11 protein-coding genes are annotated in these 15,160 nt (G+C 67.8%); 8 read left to right on the top strand and 3 right to left on the bottom strand.

Going from position 1 to position 15,160, the window contains the following annotated elements; translation table 11 throughout:
• Nucleotides 1–26 precede the first annotated feature (26 nt).
• From AC5QAH_RS19640 to AC5QAH_RS19615, 6 genes are all read left to right on the top strand, one after another.
• The gene (locus AC5QAH_RS19640; RefSeq protein ID WP_019660899.1) at nt 27–704 is read left to right on the top strand and encodes a hypothetical protein; all 678 of its coding nucleotides are present in this window, start codon (nt 27–29) and stop codon (nt 702–704) included.
• Nucleotides 705–720: 16 nt separating this feature from the next.
• Nucleotides 721–2,367 carry a CsgG/HfaB family protein gene (locus AC5QAH_RS19635; protein ID WP_313412536.1) on the top strand — a complete coding sequence of 549 codons (1,647 nt, stop codon included), beginning with the start codon at nt 721–723 and terminating at the stop codon, nt 2,365–2,367.
• A gap of 184 nt (nt 2,368–2,551) precedes the next feature.
• Nucleotides 2,552–4,201, top strand: a complete 1,650-nt coding sequence (locus AC5QAH_RS19630) for a M28 family peptidase (protein WP_049454395.1) — start codon at nt 2,552–2,554, stop codon at nt 4,199–4,201.
• 176 nt (nt 4,202–4,377) lie between these two features.
• On the top strand, nt 4,378–5,637 hold the full coding sequence (locus tag AC5QAH_RS19625) for a sensor histidine kinase (protein WP_043398922.1): 1,260 nt from the start codon (nt 4,378–4,380) through the stop codon (nt 5,635–5,637).
• Complete coding sequence (locus AC5QAH_RS19620) at nt 5,627–6,397, top strand: LytR/AlgR family response regulator transcription factor (RefSeq protein ID WP_010484137.1); 771 nt, start codon at nt 5,627–5,629, stop codon at nt 6,395–6,397. The genes AC5QAH_RS19625 and AC5QAH_RS19620 overlap by 11 nt, the downstream gene beginning before the upstream one ends.
• Before the next feature lie 18 nt (nt 6,398–6,415).
• Nucleotides 6,416–6,760 (top strand): hypothetical protein, encoded by a 345-nt coding sequence (locus tag AC5QAH_RS19615; RefSeq protein WP_043398917.1) that lies wholly within the window; start codon nt 6,416–6,418, stop codon nt 6,758–6,760.
• 39 nt (nt 6,761–6,799) lie between these two features.
• Here the strand turns inward: AC5QAH_RS19615 and AC5QAH_RS19610 are convergent, their stop codons facing one another.
• Nucleotides 6,800–7,414: a hypothetical protein gene (locus AC5QAH_RS19610; RefSeq protein WP_010484135.1), complete on the bottom strand. Its 615-nt coding sequence runs from the start codon at nt 7,412–7,414 to the stop codon at nt 6,800–6,802.
• Nucleotides 7,415–7,723: 309 nt separating this feature from the next.
• Here AC5QAH_RS19610 and AC5QAH_RS19605 point away from each other — a divergent pair, with 309 nt between their 5' ends.
• Nucleotides 7,724–8,653, top strand: coding sequence for an oxygenase MpaB family protein (locus AC5QAH_RS19605; protein ID WP_019336401.1), 930 nt, complete (start codon nt 7,724–7,726; stop codon nt 8,651–8,653).
• A gap of 108 nt (nt 8,654–8,761) precedes the next feature.
• On the opposite strand, the gene AC5QAH_RS19600 is transcribed toward AC5QAH_RS19605, so the two are convergent.
• Nucleotides 8,762–10,873: a M13 family metallopeptidase gene (locus tag AC5QAH_RS19600; protein ID WP_049454393.1), complete on the bottom strand. Its 2,112-nt coding sequence runs from the start codon at nt 10,871–10,873 to the stop codon at nt 8,762–8,764.
• A 176-nt stretch (nt 10,874–11,049) separates the two neighbouring features.
• Between AC5QAH_RS19600 and AC5QAH_RS19595 the strand changes: the two genes are divergently transcribed.
• On the top strand, nt 11,050–14,112 hold the full coding sequence (locus AC5QAH_RS19595) for a bifunctional diguanylate cyclase/phosphodiesterase (protein WP_049454551.1): 3,063 nt from the start codon (nt 11,050–11,052) through the stop codon (nt 14,110–14,112).
• 91 nt (nt 14,113–14,203) lie between these two features.
• Here the strand turns inward: AC5QAH_RS19595 and AC5QAH_RS19590 are convergent, their stop codons facing one another.
• A complete protein-coding gene (locus AC5QAH_RS19590; protein WP_049454392.1) occupies nt 14,204–15,085 on the bottom strand; it encodes a LysR family transcriptional regulator in 882 nt (293 codons plus the stop codon).
• Nucleotides 15,086–15,160: the final 75 nt, after the last annotated feature.

Raw genomic sequence — 15,160 nt, 5'->3', positions numbered from 1 at the left:
GCCGTCTTTCTCATAAAGGAAATCCCATGATCCGCAATACCGCTCTTGTCGTGGCCATCGCTGCCGCCACCCTGTCGATGCCGGCCCACGCTGGCCTGGGCAAGCTGAAGGACCTGGCCGGTGCCGCCACCGGCACCTCCAGCAGCAGCGCCTCCAGCGCCGCCGCTCCGGACGAAGCCGCGCAGGAAGCGCTGGTGCGTCGTTTCGTTACCTCGCAGTCGCACTCGCTGCAGGCCCAGACCTCGTTCGCCCGCGCCTTCGGCCTGGCCGAGCAGGTGCAGCTGCTGGAAGCCGAGCGCCAGGCGCTGTCGTCGGGTTCGGTCAGCGTCGATGCGATGAAGAAGTCGGTGTCGGTCAGCGAAGCGGCGCAGGCGGCGATCAACGAGCGCCAGGCCGCACAGCCGGAACTGAACGCTGAATCCAAGCAGCACTACGCCGAAGGCCTGGTCTCGCTGCTGTCCTCGGCGGCCGAAGCACAGAAGCTGGGCGGCGAAGCCAGCAACTTCACCGCCGGCATGAAGAACCTGGGCGCGACCCAGCTGGCCACCGTCGGCCGCAAGCTGGCGGCAGGTGCATGGGTGGCCAAGGAATCGCCGGGCTTCATCCAGGGCCTGTACGGCTCGACCAAGTCGGCCGTGACCTTCGCCAGGAAGAGCAAGGTGAAGGTGCCGTCCAACGCCGATTCGATGCTCGACAAGCTCTGATCCGAGGCGAATCTCCATGCGTATGACCTACCGTTTGATCGGCCTGGGCCTGGCTGCCACGCTGCTTGCAGCCTGTGGCAAGCAGGACACCCCGGCCGCCGCGCCCGCCAAGGACAAGGCAACCAGTGCACTGGCCAGCAATGCGCCCGTGGAAGCAGCGCCCCTGCGTGGCACGCCGGATTTCGGCGGCACCACCCAGGTCGCGCGCGAAGCCGACGGCATCGGCAGCACCCCGGAACTGGCGGTGCTGGCGGCATTGCAGTCGGCGGTGGCGCAGGTCAACGGCGTACGCGTGGCCAGCCAGATGCAGAGCCTGCGTGCAGGCCTGCATATGGATGTGGATGACGAACACGTCGGCGATATCCGCGCCGACGCGTTCACCCAGCAGATGATCGCCGGCTCGCAGGGCGCGGTGCTGGGCTATGAAATCCTGTCGCAGGAAGAAGTGCGGCAGCTGGACGAGGAAACCATCGCCCGCGTGCGCGCCAGCGACGAAGGCTGGAGCTTCAAGGGCTCGGCGTCGGCCAGTGCGTCCGGCGAAGCCTCGGCCAAGGGCGGTTCGGCCTCGGCCAGTGTCAAGCAAAGCTACGACGAGAAGGTGAGTGTTGATGCCAAGCGTGGCGCCAGCTCCTACGATTCCGATGTGACCCATCGCAGCATGCGCAGCTACTGGAAGGTGCGCGTGCGCGCACAGATCGCCCAGTACCGTGCACCGGACGAGCAGGGCAAGCCGAAGATCGTGGTTGCACTGCCGCGCACCAAGGCCGGCAGCTACGCCGTGGGCGACGGCCGCGTGGACGCGGACGAAGTGGCCGACGCGATCCGCGCACGCCTGTCTGACACGCTGACCCAGACCCAGCGCTTCATCGTGCTGGACCGCGAGTTTGGTGACGAGCTGCAGGCCGAGATCGACCACATCAACAGCGGCAACGTGCGCCTGCAGGACACCGCACGCGTGGGCCAGCAGCTGGCGACCGACCTGATCCTGATCCCGACCATCGAGCGTTTCGAGTACCCGCGCAGCGTGCGCAACCTGCGCATGTCCGACCGCCAGGTGACCTCGTACTCCGGTGGCGGGCGCATCACTCTGCGCCTGATCAACGCCACCACCGGCCAGGTGGTGATGTCCGACAGCTTCGACCACCAGCTGGCCTCGACCGGCCCCAGCACCCTGCCGCGCGTGGTCAACGGTCGCAACATGGCGGCGGCGATGATGGAGTCGCTGTCCGGCCAGATCGGCACCACCATCGTCACCACGCTGTTCCCGGTGTCGGTGGTCTCGGTGGACGGCGACCAGGTGGTACTGAGTCAGGGCGGCGAAACGCTGCAGGCTGGCCAGCGCTGGCAGGCCGTGCGCCTGGGCGAAGAACTGAAGGACCCGCAGACCGGCCGCTCGCTGGGCCGCAGCGAACACCCGTGCTGCACCATCCGCATCGATCGCGTGGCTGCACAGACGTCCTACGGCACCATCGAAGACGGCGTCGACGCGATGCGCGGCGGCTTCCGCCCGGGCCAGATCGAACTGCGCCAGAAACTGGGCAGCAAGCCGGCAACGGCCGCCGCAGGCGCGACCGCCTCGGCCGCTCCCGCAGCTGCCGCACGCCCGGCCGCCAAGCCGAAGCCCAAGGCCGCGGCGGTCCCCGCCGAAGACCCGAACTGGTAACAGGCTGAAGCAACACATAGATGGGGTTAGAGCCCTTTCCCGACGGGAAAGGGATCCACCCCGCCATCCCACGGGATGCCGCTGTTGCTTTGGCTTTGGCTGCTGCCCTGGCTTCGGCAGGTGCAGGGCGCAGCCCTGCCGAATCCCATTACACTCCAGAGAGATTTCCCTGCTGGAGAGAGCAATGAAGCGAGTAGCACTGGGCGTGCTGGCCCTGTCAGTGTCGAGCGCACTGATGGCCGCCACCCCGAAATTCGACGGCGCGCGGATCTCCGCCGACGTCAAGGAACTGGCCTCCGACGCCTACGAAGGCCGCTCCCCGGCCACCGCCGGCGAAGAGAAGACCATCGCCTTCCTCAGCAAGCAGTTCGCCGATGCCGGCCTGCAGCCGGGCGGTGACCTCAAGGATGGCAAGCGCCTGTGGACCCAGGCCGTGCCGCTGCGCAAGGGCGACATCGTCGGCGCACCGCAGCTGGCGCTGCACCAGGGCGGCAAGACCCTGCCGCTGGAGCAGGGCAAGCAGATCGCCGTGCGCGCCGCCATGAACGGCGCCAGCAACGTCGATATCAGCAAGGCGCCGCTGGTGTTCCTCGGCTACGGCGTGAAGGCCCCGGAGCGCAACTGGGACGACTTCAAGGGCGTGGACCTGAAGGGCAAGATCGCCGTCGTGCTGATCAACGACCCGGACTTCGAGACCGGCCAGGGCGACTTCGACGGCAAGGGCATGACCTACTACGGCCGTTGGACCTACAAGTACGAAGAAGGTGCCCGCCAGGGCGCGCTGGGCGTGCTGATCGTGCACGAGACCGCACCGGCGTCGTACGGCTGGGCCACCGTGGCCGGCTCCAACACCAACACCATGTTCGACGTGGTGCGTGACAACCCGGCCGACAGCCACCCGCTGCTGGAAGGCTGGATCCAGCGCGACCTGGCCGTGGAGCTGTTCCGCTCTGCCGGGCAGGACTTCGAAGCGCTGAAGAAGAAGGCGCAGCAGCGCGACTTCACCCCGGTGCCGCTGACCGGCGCCAGCCTGGACGCGAAGTACGCGGTGAAGACCGAAGTGATCACCTCGCACAACGTGGCCGCACGCCTGGAAGGCAGCCGCCACCCGGACGAGACCATCGTCTACAGCGCGCACTGGGACCACATCGGCGTGGGCGAGCCGGACGCGCGTGGCGACCGGATCTTCAATGGCGCACTGGACAACGCCAGCGGTACCGCCTCGCTGATCGAACTGGCACGCGGCTTCGCCAAGGGCAAGCGCCCCGAGCGCTCGGTGCTGTTCCTGGCGGTCACCGCCGAGGAAAAGGGCCTGCTGGGTTCGGAGTACTACGCCACCCATCCGCTGTACCCGCTGGAAAAGACCGTGGCGGTGATCAACATGGATGGCATGGCACCGTTCGGGCCGTCGCGTGATTTCGGCATCTACGGCGCCGCGCGCTTCGAGCTGCTGGACCAGCTGAAGGACGTGGCCAAGGGCTGGGACATCCGCTACACGCCGGACCCGAAGCCGGAAGCCGGCCTGTTCTTCCGCTCCGATCACTTCCCGTTCGCCAAGCGTGGCGTGCCGGCGCTGTCCTGGTCGGCCGGCCAGGACTGGGTGGATGGCGGCGTGGCCGCGGGCAAGAAGGCCTCCGAGGACTACACCGCCAAGCGTTACCACCAGCAGGGCGACGAATGGCAACCGGACTGGGTGTTCGCCGGTGCCGCCCGCGACCTGGAAGTGCTGTACACGCTGGGCAACCAGCTGGCCAATTCGCGCAGCTGGCCGAACTGGAGCAGGGACGAGTCGTTCCGCGCCGTGCGTGACGCCAGCGCCGACCAGCGCAAATAACGGCGTTCGGTAGTGCCGGCCGCTGGCCGGCATTGCCCCCGCCCGGAAACGCCGGGCCATGTCCGGCGTTTCAGTAACGGCTTCCATCCCCGGATTCCGGCCCTTCGTCGCAGCCCGCTTGTTTGCCCGGCGGGCCGCCCTATGCTCGGCTCACCCCCTTCCTCCAAGGCGCCGCCGTGTTCGCCAGCCTCTCTCTCCTGCTTCGTCACCTGCTGGCCTGGGCTGCGGCGCTGTTCGTCGCCGGCATGGTCTGGAGCGGCATCTTCAGTGGCATGAACGATGGCCCGGGCTGGATCTTCGGCCTGCTGGCGATGTTCCTGATGATTTCCGCGCTGGGCAGCGCGATTACCCATGTACGCCGCGTCTGGCTGGTCGCCGGCCGGCTGGATTCGACCACGCTCTCCGGCCGCCAGCGCCGCCAGGTGGAACTGCCGATGGATGCCGGCCAGGCATTCTCGGTGGTGGAAGCGGCCATCGCCGAACTGCCGCGCGTTGAAGACGTGGAAAGTTCGGCCGGCAGCCTGCAGGTACGGGCCTACGTGCGCCGCGTGGATGCCTGGAACGGCCGCCAGCCGTCGCGCTGGAATCTGCCGGCTCGGCTGGCGATCAAGCGCAACAGCGTGCTGGCGACGGTCACGCCGGGGCAGGGCACCAGTACCGTCACCCTGCTGTTTGAACCGGATGCCGGCTGGTGGGCCGACCTGCTGGCACTGGATGAGGGCAGCAATTTCGAGAATGCCGAAGCGGTCACCCGCGCGATCAGCCGCCGCGTGGCCGACCAGCGCCGCGACGAGCAGGCCGCGGCCGAGCAGACCCAGGTGGAAAAGGAACTGTCGGTGGCCCGGTTGAACCTGCTGCATGCGCAGGTGGAACCGCACTTCCTCTACAACACGCTGGCCAACGCGCAGGTGCTGACCCGCACCGACCCGGCACGTGCCGACCAGATGCTGGGCCACCTGATCCAGTACCTGCGCAGCTCGTTGCCACAGGTGGACGAATCGCTGTCCACGCTGGGCGTAGAGCTGGAGCGCACCCGTGCCTACCTGGAGATCCTGCGTATCCGCATGGGTGCACGGCTGGGAGTGGAGGTGCAGGTGCCGAACGAGCTGCACGGCGTGCAGCTGCCGGCGATGGCGCTGCAGACGCTGGTGGAGAACGCGATCAAGCATGGCCTGGAACCCAAGCCCGGCGGTGGCACGATCTGGATCCTGGCGCGTGGCTTCGATGACCATGTGACGGTGACGGTGGCCGACGATGGCCTCGGCTTCGGCCAGGGCACCAGCGGTACGGGCATCGGCCTGAAGAACCTGCGCGAGCGCCTGCGCCTGACCTGCGGTGAGCAGGCCGGCGTGGCGATCGTCGCCAACTTCCCCAGCGGCGTGGCCGCAACCATGACCCTGCCGCAGTCGAACAAGGAGCGCAGCCATGCCGCTTGAGGCGCTCATTGCCGAAGACGAGGAACTGCTGCGGCAGTCGCTGGTCGAGCAGCTGGGCCGGTTGTGGCCGGACCTGAAGCTGGTGGCCGAGTGCGAGGATGGCGCCAGTGCACTGGAGCAGCTGGCCGAGAAGCAGCCGGACATCGCCTTCCTCGACATTCGCATGCCCGGCATCAGTGGCATTGAAGTAGCCCGTTCGCTGTCCGAGCTGAGCCCGCGCACCCAGGTGGTGTTCGTGACCGCCTACGACCAGTACGCCATCGACGCGTTCGAGCAGGGCGCGATGGATTACCTGCTGAAACCGGTCAGCGACGAGCGCCTGCTGGCCACCCGCGAACGCATCCTGTCGCGGCTGCCATCAACGCGCCAGGACGATGCCGTACTCGAGCGCCTGCTGCGGCGCCTGGGGCCATCGCAGGGTGCGGCAGAGCGCCCGCCATTGGCCTGGATCACCGCCAGCAACGGCCGCGAGACGCAGCTGATCATGCTGGAAGACGTGGCCTACTTCCGTGCCGACAACAAGTACACCACCGTGGTGACCGCTGCCGGCGAGAGCCTGTTGCGCACGCCGCTGCGCGAACTGCTGGAAGTGCTCGACCCGCAGCATTTCCGCCAGATCCATCGCTCGACCATCGTCAACATGAAGGCGGTGGCGGCGGTCAGCCGCGACGATACCGGGCGCGGCGTGCTGCGCCTGCGTGGGCGCACGGAGACGCTGGTGGTCAGCCAACCGTTCATGAGCCTGTTCCGCGGCATGTAGCCGCATCCTGGAGGCACCATGCGCCTGTTCCTGTTTGCCTGCATCGCTGCGTTGTCGTTGGCCGGCTGTGAGAAATCCAGCAATACCTCGATCACCCGCACCCGTGCCAATGGCGTGGACACGCTTTACAGCAAGGGCAGCGTGGTCGACGGCGAGGCACGGTTCCAGTGCATCGCCAGCAGTAGTGGCCAATGCCACTACCTGGTGCTGGACCCAGCGTGCAGTACCGACGCCGCGTGTGCGACGCCACCATTGCGCCGGTTTGCCGTGGCGGTGGGGAAGACCGAGGCGATGCGTGACCTGCCCAGCGGCTTCCACCAGTGCGTCAGCCAGGACCCGATAGAACACTGCCACCGTGAGTGATCACGGTGGCAGTGTGGGTCCCCCCGCTTCCCTGAAGGGTCAGTAGGCAGGCTGCAGTGTCAGGTCGTGGTGGTGCTCGTTCTCGCCCACATGGTTCAGGCGGCCGACCAGTTCGGAGTGCTGCTTCATGCGCCCGATCTCGGTCATGATGCGGATGTCCTCGTGGCGCAGCTCGCGTTTGGCGGTGACCGCCTGCTTGTAGTCCAGCACTTCCGGATAGTGCTCGGCCAGGTCAAGCGCCTCGGCCACGTGCTCGACGCTGTCGGCTTTGGAGCTGATGCGGGCGCGGCTGTTGAACGCCTTCATCCAGCGCTCGAAGCCGGCCTGCTGATCGAACATGTTGGCCATGAACCAGATCACGAACAGGATCGACACCCACGAGCCGAACACGATTACCACGCGGGTGAAGGTGATATGGAAGTCGTCGCGCCACAGGTAGTTGGCGATCAGGCCCAGGATCAGCAGCGAGGCCGCCTGCCAGCCGACGATCGAGGCGATCAGCCACTGGCACTTGGCCTGGGCCAGCACAGCCACTTCATCGCGGATCTGCTGCTCGCTGAGGTTGCGCCAGTGCGCCACCTGTTTGTCGAACGGGCTGCTGTAGAGCTCGTTGTCGCGAAGCAGAATTCCCAAACCCTTGAACAAGGCAATCATGGCTGGCTCCTTGTGGAACGTGCGTCGATCAGCATTGGACGGTGTGGCGGATCCAGTTCTAGCACTTCCAGCGAGCCGTGCAATGGGGGCAATGCCAAGCGGCGCAAGGGTTTGACCGGTGGGAGTGAAAATTGATGCGATGCAGCATCGCAGTCACGGCCTGCGACAGGATGTCGCAGGGTGAAACGTGCTGCGACCGCACATGAAACCGTCGCTGAGCGGGGAGGCTCGCCGCCGGAGGCGTGATCGCCGAGAATCGGAGCCAACCGCGCAAGACGCGACTGTTCTTCCGCCTCTCCTGGACCTGTGATGCCGGCTTTGCTGCAGCGACTCTCCCGCCCCGTCACGGCGCCGATCCGACGCTGGGTACTGGACGCCTTCCCGCGCGGCCAGAGTGGTATCGACTACGACCATCCGCAGGGCGATCCGGGCTGGTTCGGCCCGGACAGCGTCACCTGGCGGCTGCACGCCGAATTTCCCTCGATGCTCGCCGGTGGCCTGTGCGCGCTGATGCTGCAGACCCTGCACCCACGCGCGCTGGCCGGGGTCTATGACCACTCCAATTTCCGCCAGGACCTGGTGGGTCGGCTGCGCCGCACCACGGCCTTCGTTGCCGGCACCAGCTATGCGCCCAGCGGCGAGGTGGAGGCGCTGGTGGCCAGGGTGCGCCGCATCCATGCGCAGATCCGCGGCCAGACCGCGCAGGGCGAGCCCTACGCCGCCGACGATCCGCAGTTGCTGACGTGGGTGCACGTGACCGAAGCCTTCGGTTTCCTGCAGGGGTTCCGACGCTACGGGCGCGAGGTGCCGGCGCACATCGCCGATCGCTATTACGACGAGTACCGTTGCGTGGCCGAGGCACTGGGCGCGGTGGATGTGCCGCGCAGCGAAGCGGAAGTGGCGGCGTACTTCTGTGCACGTCAGCCGGAGCTGCGTGTGGATGAGCGCTCGCGCGAGGTGCTGGAGGTGCTGTCCGGCGTGCGCCTGCCGGTACCGGTGCCGGGGCTGTCGCGCGAGGTGTTCCTCGGTGCGGGCGCGGCGCTGCTGCCGGACTGGGCCGAGGGCATGCTGGAACGCAGTGGCCGTCAGCGCGCCCAGGCTGCGGCGTCTGCGAAGCTGATGCAGGGTATGGCGCCGCTGTTCCGCCGTGCGCTGCCCGACGGCCTCGCCAGCCGCGCCTGTGCACGCATGGGCGCGCCGGTGGAGATCCTGCGCGAGTGGCCCGCGGTTGCCTGGTAGGTGCCAACCTTGGTTGGCACGCTTTTCGCGGTGCCGCGGAAGCGCCAACCAAGGTTGGCAGCTACCCGCAAGTGAAACGGGCGCCTTGCGGCGCCCGTTCCGGTTACATCACCACACCTTGACCCGCTTGTCCGGCGCCAGGTACAGCTTCTGGCCTTCCTTCACCTCGAACGCCGGGTACCAGGCGTCGATGTTGCGCACGGTCAGTGCGCGGAACTGGCCCGGTGCATGCACATCGGTCAGCAGCGAGTTGCGCAGCGCCTGTTCGCGGCTCTTGCTGCGCCACGCCTGGGCGAAGCCGAGGAAGAAGCGCTGGTCCGGGGTGAAGCCCTCCAGGGTCTGGCCCGGCTTGCCCTGCAGCGACAGCTGGTAGGCGTCGTAGGCGGTACCCAGGCCAGCCACGTCGGCGATGTTCTCGCCCAGGGTCAGCTTGCCGTTCACATGCACGCCCGGGAACGGCTCGTAGCTGCTGAACTGCGCGGCCAGCGCATCACCGGCGGCGTTGAACTGCTTCAGGTCCTCGGCGGTCCACCAGTTGTGCAGCTTGCCGGTTTCGTCGAACAGCGCGCCGGCGTTGTCGAAGCCGTGGCTGATCTCGTGGCCGATCACTGCGCCGATCGCACCGTAGTTCACCGCGTCGTCGGCGGCACCGTCGAAGAACGGCGGCTGCAGGATCGCGGCCGGGAACACCAGGCGGTTCTCCAGCGGCACGTTCATCGCGTTGATGGTCTGCGGCAGCATCGCCCACTCGCTGTGGTCGACTGCCTTGCCCAGCTTGGCGATGTTGCGCTGGTACTCGAACAGTTCGGCGCGCTGCGCATTGCCCAGCGCGTCATCACGGCGGATCTCCAGGCCAGTGTAATCACGCCACTTTTCCGGGTAGCCCATGCCCACGGTCAGGCCGGCCACCTTGGCCTTGGCGCTGGCCTTGGTCTGCGGCGACATCCACGCGAGCGCATCGATGCGCTTGGCGAAGGCGGCGATGATGTTCTTCGCCATCTCGTCCGCGCGTTCCTTGGTCCTGGCGTCGAAGTGCTTCTCGACGTAACGCTTGCCGATCGCTTCGCCGACGGCATGGTTGGCGTCGTCCACCGCACGCTTCCAGCGGTCGCTCTGCTGCGGCGTGCCGCTCAGCGCGGTGCCGTGGAAGGCGAAGCGGGCATCGGCGAACTTCTTCGGCAGGTAGGCAGCGGCGCGGTCCAGCGCGTGGAAGGCCAGGTAGTCCTTCCAGGCATCCAGCGGCTCGGTGGCGACCAGCTTGGACAGGCCGGCCACGGCCTTGGGCTGCCAGACGATGAAGTCCTGCTGCTTGCCCAGTGCGGCCGCGTCGAGGAAGGCGCTCCAGTCCATGCCCGGCGCCTTCGCATTGAAGTCGGCCTGGGTCCACGGATTGGCACCCTTGGTCACGTCATTGGTTTCTTCCTGGGTGGCGTGCGCCTGCGCGATCTTCGTTTCCAGCGCGAGAATGCGCTGTGCCTTGCCCGCCGGATCGGCGACGCCGGCCAGCTGCAGCATCTGTGCGATGTAGGCCTGGTACTGCTTGCGCAGCTCGGCCATGCGGCCACCGCCCAGGTAGAAGTCGCGGTCGGGCATGCCCAGGCCGCCCTGCACCAGGTACGGCGCGGTGCGGTCCGGCTGCAGCAGGTCCACCGACACCCACAGGCCGAACAGGCGGTCGGTGTAGAAGTTGGTCGCATTGAGCAGGTCGACGTCGGCACGCACGTCGCCGCCCAGGGCACGGGCCAGGCCGGCCTTGTCGGCGATCGCGTCGATCGCCTTCAGCTGCGGCTGTACCGGCGCAATGCCGTGCTGCTCGATGCCGGCCTCGTCCATGTAAGCAGCGTAGTAGTCGCCGATCAGCTTGTCGTCACCGCTGGCCTGGGTGTTGCCGGCGGCGCCCTCAAGAATGGCGCGGGTGTCGGCCAGGGTCTTCTCGGCAATGACGTTGAAGCTGCCGAAGCGCGAGCGGTCGGCCGGGATCTCGGTGTTCTTCACCCAGGTGCCGTTGGCGAAGCCGAAGAAGTCATCACCGGCGGCAATGCTGCGGTCCATGCCGCTGGCATCGAAGCCGAAGCTGCCCAGCATCGGCTTGGCCGCAGCGGGCGCAGCTTCGGCGGGCTTGGCGTTGCCAGCGGCCGGATCGGCCGGGCGGTCGCAGGCGGCCAGGGTCAGGCTGGCAACAATGGCCAGTGCCAGGGTGGGACGGCGCAGCTTGGACATGGACTTCTCTTGCAGCGGAAAACCCCAAGTCTAATCCGCTCCGCCCCAGCTGGCCCTCCCGTTGTGGCACCTGCCCTGTGCGGGATCTGGCTGAACGCGCGGAAGCGATCTTCACGCCGTCACCGGGGTGGTGCATGCTGGGCCCGGGAACCCTGCGCGGGCACGGGGAGGTGGCCATGCGGGGTGGGGTCAGGCGTCAAGAATGGCGTCCGCCGGCCGTTGAGGTCGGGGACGTGGAGGATTCGTTCGCGCATGAAGCCAGCCGACTGCACAAGGAACACCCGCCGATGCCCGCGCTGAAACGCGCGTTGGCCCGCCCGCTGCGCGCCATTACCTGGGGCGGAGTGCTGCTGGGCGTGCTGCTGGTAACCGGCCTGACCCTCATGCTGGTCAATGACTACCACCGCCGCCTGGAAGCGGCACAGCGGCAGAGCCGGGCGCTGGCGGTGGGCAGCGAGCGCCTGCTGGCGCTGGAACTGCGCAACCTGGAGCGGGCCATGTCCGGCATCGCCGCCGACGCCGCCGAGCTGTTCCGCAGCGTGCCGGCGCAGGCGCCGGCCTTGATGGATGCCTCCATCGGCGGGGTGCTGGGCCGGCATGCCGAACTGCACAGCATCGCCGTGCTCGACCGCCATGGCCGACCGTTGACGGCCGGCGAGGGCGACCTGCAGCTGCCGCTGTGGACCGACCCGCAGCGTCGTGGCCAGGGCAGCGCCCTGTACATCGGCCCGCCGCAGCGGGCCAGCGATGGCGGCTGGGTGGTGCCGCTGGCGCTGCCGATGGCCGGCGAACGCTGGCTGCTGGCACGGCTGCGCTGTGGCGAACTGCAGCGCATCGTCGGCGGCCTCGATGTCGGCCCCAACGGACTGGTCTCGATCAGCGATGCCGAGGGTTACATGCTGGCCCGCGTGCCTGATCCGCACGGCACGGTGGGCCGCCGCTACGGCCTGCCGCGCCGTGACCTGCTCGGCACGCAGGCGGTGGTCGAGCTGGGCAGCGTGCCGGGTGTGGTCGACGGCGTACCGCGCATCATGACCATCAGCACGCTGGAACACAGCCCGCTGGCGGTGCAGGTCGGCCTGGCCGACGAAGACGTACTGGCGCCGTGGTGGCCGTACCTGCAGGCGTCGGTGGCGATCGTACTGGCTTACATCGCGGTGTTGCTGGTGCTGCTGTACGCCGTGCGGCGCAGCACCCGCAGCCAGCAGGCGATGGCCGAGGAGCTGAAAACAGGCCACGCCGAGCTGCGTCTTGCGCACCAGGTCGGTCGTGTCTGTACCTGGTACGTGGATGAGGACGCCGCATTGCTGCGCTGGTCGCCGCTGGCGCGCGAGATCTTTGGCGTGCAGACCGATGCGCTGCCGGTGGCCGATTTCTTCGCACGCGTGCACCGCGACGATGCCGCGCGCCTGCAGCATGCCTTTGACCAGGCATTCGCCGGCGGCGCCGTGCTCGACCAGGTGTTCCGCCTGGTATTGCCCGGGGGCGAGGTGCGCTGGGTGGGCGCGCGTGGGCAGCGGGTGGAAGTGGCCGACAGCGAGCGGCGCATGATCGGCGCGCTGACCGACCTGAGCGAGCGTTACCAGGCGCGCGAGCAGGTGAGCGAAGTGGAACGGCGCTTCCGGCTGCTGTTCGACCGCAATCCTGCACCGTTCTGGGTGTTCGACCCGGATACGCTGCGCTTCATCGAGGTCAACGACGCTGCGGTGCGCCAGTACGGCTACAGCCGCGACGAGTTCCTGGCGATGAGCATCCTCGACATCCGCCCGCGCGAAGGCTGGGACGAAGTGCGTGGTGCCATCCAGCGCGCACAGGTGGGCGATCCTCCGGACGCGACCGTGCGCCTGCACCGGCGCAAGGATGGCAGCGTGTTCGAGGTGCGCGCACACCTGTCCAAACTCGATTTCGACGGACAGCCGGCGTGCCTCGTGCTGGCCGAGGATGTCAGCGAACGGCTGGCCTACGAGCGTGACCTGGCCTATCGGGCACGGCACAACCCGGCCACTGGCCTGCTGAACGTGCGCGCCCTGACCGAACAGCTGGATGAGCAGGAACAGAGTTACACCATCGCCTTCGTGCAGTTGCGTGGCCTGCAGCTGGTGGCCGATACGCTGGGCCGTGAGATCGGCGATGCGGTGCTGCAGTCGATGGCGACCCGGCTCGGTGGACTGGGCGCGCGTTGCGGCACGCTGGCATTCCAGCCGGCGGAAGACTTCGTGTTCGCGATCGGGGCCGAGCACGATACCCCGCGCGTGCTGGACGACCTGCTGCAGATCGTGTCGGCGCCGATGCGTGGCAAGGATTCGCTGCACCAGTTCGAACCGCGCATCGGTGTGGCCGTGCGCACTGCCGGTGACGGCCACAGTGCCGAGCAGGTGATCGGCATGGCCGCGCAGGCCGCGCATGCGGCACGCGCCGAGGGCAACGTGGTGGTCTGGTTCGATGCGACGGTGACCACACGGCTGGCCGACCGGCTGCGCCTGGCCGGGCGCATCCATGCCGCCATCGACAACGAATTCCAGCTCTATTTCCAGCCGATCCGGCATGCCAGCGATGGCACCCCGGCCGCCTTGGAGGCGCTGCTGCGCTGGCCGCAGGCCGACGGCAGCTTCATCCCGCCCAACGAGTTCATCCAGCTGTGCGAGGAGACCGGGCTGATCCTCGCGCTGGGCCGCTGGGTGATCCGTGCGGCGGCGAAAGCGCAGCGCCGGCTGGTCGAGGCCGGTTGGGGCGAGCTGCCGATCGCGGTCAATGTATCGGCGGTGCAGTTCTTCAACAGCGACCTGGTGGCCGAATTCACCCGTGCCCAGCAGGACTTCGGCCTGGCCCGCGGTGCCCTGCACGTGGAGCTGACCGAGAGCAGCCTGATGCGCAAGCCGGCGCAGGCGATGCAGACCATGCAGCGCCTGCACGAGCAGGGCATCAGCGTGTCGCTGGATGATTTCGGCACCGGCTATTCCAGCATGTCCTACCTGCAGCACCTGCCGCTGGACATCCTGAAGATCGACCGCAGCTTCGTCGCCGACGTGGAAACCAATCCGCGCAATGCCTCGATCTGCCGCGCGCTGTTGTCGCTGGGCCACAGCATGGGCCTGACCATCATCGCCGAGGGCGTGGAAACGCCGGGGCAGCTGGACTGGCTGGCCGCGCACGGCTGCGACCAGGTGCAGGGTTACCTGCTGGGGCGGCCGGCACCGCTGGAACGGATCATCGATGCGCTGGACGAAGTCGCTGCCTGAGCGGATCTCGTATTTGCCGGCCAGCGGCCGGCACTACCAGACCGAAACATGACGGTAGTGCCGACCGTTGGCCGGCAAACGCCAGACTCGGCTATACCCCGGTCTCCACCAGATGATCGATGAAACTGCGCACCTTCGGTGCCAGGTGGCTGCGGCTGGTGTAGACCGCGAAGATGCCGATCGGCGAGGCCTCCCACTCTGGCAGGATGCGCACCAGGCGACCATCGGCCAGCGCGTCTTCCAGCAGGAAATCCGGCTGCAGGATCACGCCCATGCCAGCAATCGCGGCTTCGCGCAGCACGTCGCCGTTGTTGGCGTGCAGCAGGCTGTTCACCGCCACCTTCACCTCACCGCCGGGCCCCTGCAGCGGCCAGTTGTTGCCGGCGGCCCAGTAGCTGTAGCCCAGGCACGCGTGTGCCTGCAGGTCCTGCGGGGTCTGCGGGGTGCCGCGTGCGGCCAGGTAGGCCGGCGCGGCGCACAGGCTCACCCGCGATTCGCCCAGGCGGCGTGCGATCAGCGTGGGGCTGGGCTCGCGGGTGATGCGGATGGCCACGTCGTAGCCTTCCTCGACCATGTCCACCAGGCGGTCGGACAGGGCCAGGTCCAGTTCCACCTGCGGGAAGCGTTCGCGGTAGCTGGCCAGCAGCGGGCCGAGGCGGGCGATGCCCCAGCTGACCGGCGCGTTGATGCGCAGCGTGCCGGAGGGCTCCAGCGCCTGCGCACCGATGCTGGCCTCCAGCGCGTCGAATTCGGCCAACAGGCGCACGCATTGGGCGTAGTAGGCGGCGCCGGCACTGGTGGGGCTGACCCGGCGCGTGGTGCGGTGGAGCAGGCGGGTGGACAGGCGCTTTTCCAGCGCGGCGACCTGGCGGGTGACGCCGGCAGTGGACATGTCCAGAGCCTGGGCGGCGGCGCTGAAGCCATTGCGCTCGACCACCGCCACGAACACGCGCATCGCCTCGAGGGTATCCATTGTTGCGCCTTTTGAAATAAATACGGTCAATCGATCGTATTTATCAGTCCGTGAAGGTGCAATAACCTGTGCCCA

Source organism: Stenotrophomonas sp. YJH_SMC_43 (assembly GCF_059372535.1).
The sequence above is the reverse complement of the archived record's forward strand: the minus strand, read 5'-3'. Positions and strand labels throughout refer to the sequence as shown.

Coding starts and splice junctions, on each gene's coding strand:
- AC5QAH_RS19640 (WP_019660899.1), top strand. CDS start 27: ATGATCCGCAATACCGCTCTTGTCGTGGCCATCGCTGCCGCCACCCTG.
- AC5QAH_RS19635 (WP_313412536.1), top strand. CDS start 721: ATGCGTATGACCTACCGTTTGATCGGCCTGGGCCTGGCTGCCACGCTG.
- AC5QAH_RS19630 (WP_049454395.1), top strand. CDS start 2,552: ATGAAGCGAGTAGCACTGGGCGTGCTGGCCCTGTCAGTGTCGAGCGCA.
- AC5QAH_RS19620 (WP_010484137.1), top strand. CDS start 5,627: ATGCCGCTTGAGGCGCTCATTGCCGAAGACGAGGAACTGCTGCGGCAG.
- AC5QAH_RS19615 (WP_043398917.1), top strand. CDS start 6,416: ATGCGCCTGTTCCTGTTTGCCTGCATCGCTGCGTTGTCGTTGGCCGGC.
- AC5QAH_RS19610 (WP_010484135.1), bottom strand. CDS start 7,414: ATGATTGCCTTGTTCAAGGGTTTGGGAATTCTGCTTCGCGACAACGAG.
- AC5QAH_RS19605 (WP_019336401.1), top strand. CDS start 7,724: ATGCCGGCTTTGCTGCAGCGACTCTCCCGCCCCGTCACGGCGCCGATC.
- AC5QAH_RS19600 (WP_049454393.1), bottom strand. CDS start 10,873: ATGTCCAAGCTGCGCCGTCCCACCCTGGCACTGGCCATTGTTGCCAGC.
- AC5QAH_RS19595 (WP_049454551.1), top strand. CDS start 11,050: ATGCGGGGTGGGGTCAGGCGTCAAGAATGGCGTCCGCCGGCCGTTGAG.
- AC5QAH_RS19590 (WP_049454392.1), bottom strand. CDS start 15,085: ATGGATACCCTCGAGGCGATGCGCGTGTTCGTGGCGGTGGTCGAGCGC.